The following is a 2,115-nucleotide window of genomic DNA, read 5'->3' as shown; positions in this document are numbered from 1 at the left end:
GGCGAGGCCCCGGCGGCCGCGGCCGAGGCCGTGACGGCCGCGGCCCACGCGAGCCGGTTCGACGTCCGTGACCTGGCGCTGCGCGCCCGCTCCGGCGGCAACCCGGTCATCCCGCTGGTCGCGGACCTCACCGCGGCCGTCAAGGAGGCGGCGCCGGACGCCGCCGCGTACGTCCACCGGGGCGCCACCAGCCAGGACATCTGGGACACGGCCGCGATGCTGGTCGCGCGGCGGACGGTGTCGTCCGTACTGGGTGACCTGGACCGTACGGCGCGGGCGCTCTACGAGCTGGCCGACGCACACCGCGAGACGGTCATGCCGGGCCGCACCCTCACCCAGCACGCCGTCCCGACCACCTTCGGGCTGAAGGCGGCGGGCTGGCGGGCGCTGGTCCTGGACGCGTACGAACGGCTGGCAGCGGTCCGGCTGCCGGCCCAGCTGGGCGGGGCCGCGGGCACGCTGGCCGCGTTCGGCGCGCTGTCGGAGACGTTCGCGCCCGAGCACGGGCCGCGGCTGATCGCCACGTACGCGGCGGAGGCCGGGCTCGCCGAGCCGCTGCTCCCCTGGCACACGCTGCGCACGCCCGTCGCCGACCTGGCGTCCGCGCTCGCCTTCGCCACCGGCGCGCTCGGCAAGATCGCCGCGGACGTGCTGGTGCTCTCCCGTACCGAGTGCGGCGAGGTCGCCGAGGGCAGCGGCGGCGGCTCGTCCGCGATGCCGCACAAGGCCAACCCCGTACGCGCCACGCTGCTCGCCGCCGCCGCCCGGCAGACGCCGGGCCTGGCCGCGACCGTACTGGGCTCACTGGCCGCCGAGGACGAACGCCCGGCCGGCGCCTGGCACGCCGAGTGGCAGCCGCTGCGCGAGCTGCTGCGGCTGGCCGGCGGCGCCGCCGAACACGCCGCAGCGCTGGCCGAGGGGCTGCGCGTCTTCCCCGACCGGATGCGCGCGAACCTCATGCGGACCAAGGGGCTGATGGCCGCCGAGCGGCTGTCCGCCGCGCTCGCGCCCGTACTCGGACGGCAGGCCGCCAAGGCCGCGCTGACCCGCGCCTCGCGCACCGCCGTCGAGGAGGACCGCACGCTGGCCGACGTGCTGCGCGCCGACCCCGAGGTGGCCGGCGCGCTGCCCCCGGAGGAGCTGGCCGCGCTGGCCGACCCGGCCGCGTACACCGGCTCCGCCGCCGTCCTCACCGACCGTGCGCTGGGCCGGCCGGGACCGGCCACGTAACAGCCGTGCGCAGCCGGCGCTGACTGCCGCCCCGCCGGGCACCCGTCCCCCACCCGTACCCGTAACTCCCCCGAGGAGGTCCCCCATGGCCGAGCTCCCCCACCACCGACTCGACGGACCGCAGGACGCCCCGCCGCTGATCCTCGGCCCGTCCATCGGCACCTCGCTCGACGTCTGGGAGCCGCAGCTGACCGCCCTGACCCGGACCCACCGCGTGCTGCGCTGGGACCTGCCGGGGCACGGCGGCTCGGCGGCCGGGCTGGTGCCCGCCGAGGCGACCATGACGGACCTCGCCGGGCTCGTCCTCGCGCTGGCCGACGCGCAGGGCTGGGACACCTTCGCGTACGCCGGGATCTCCATCGGCGGCGCGGTGGGCCTGACGCTGGCCGCCGACCACCCCGAGCGGCTGACCCGGCTGGCCGTGGTGTGCTCCTCGGCGCACTTCGGCGGCTCGGACACCTGGCGGGAGCGGGCCGCGCTGGTCCGCAAGGACGGTACGGAGGCGATGGCGGCCAGCCGGCCCGGCACCTGGTTCGCGCCCGAGCTCGGCGGCAGGCCGCGCGGCCAGGCGCTGATCAAGGACCTGCTGGACACCGACCCGGCCGGCTACGCCGCCTGCTGCGAGGCGCTGGCCTCGTACGACATCCGGGACCGGCTCGCCGACATCACCGTGCCCACGCTGGTCGTCGCCGGCCGCGAGGACCCGGCGACGCCGCCCGCGCACGCCCGCGAGATCGCCGACGGCATCCCCGGCGCGAGCCTCACCGAGGTCGCGGACGCCCACCACCTCGCGGGCGTGGACCGCCCGGGCCCGGTCTGCGCCGCGCTGGCCGCGCACTTCACGACCGGCCCGGAGGCGGGCGCCGAAGCGGCCGCGGCGCCGTC

Annotated in this window: 2 protein-coding genes; both read left to right on the top strand. The window is 78.3% G+C overall.

Annotated features, from left to right (window positions below; all coding sequences use genetic code 11):
• The coding region (gene pcaB / locus ABT381_RS35650; protein WP_351602239.1) for a 3-carboxy-cis,cis-muconate cycloisomerase at window positions 1-1,230 on the top strand (1,230 nt) is incomplete at its 5' end.
• Between the two features lie 85 nt (window positions 1,231-1,315).
• Window positions 1,316-2,115 (top strand): alpha/beta fold hydrolase (locus tag ABT381_RS35645; protein ID WP_351602236.1); only part of this gene is annotated, 800 nt, incomplete at its 3' end.

The organism is Streptomyces sp. NPDC000151, from assembly GCF_040301705.1.
Taxonomy (GTDB): Bacteria; Actinomycetota; Actinomycetes; order Streptomycetales; family Streptomycetaceae; genus Streptomyces.
The sequence above is the reverse complement of the archived record's forward strand: the minus strand, read 5'-3'. Positions and strand labels throughout refer to the sequence as shown.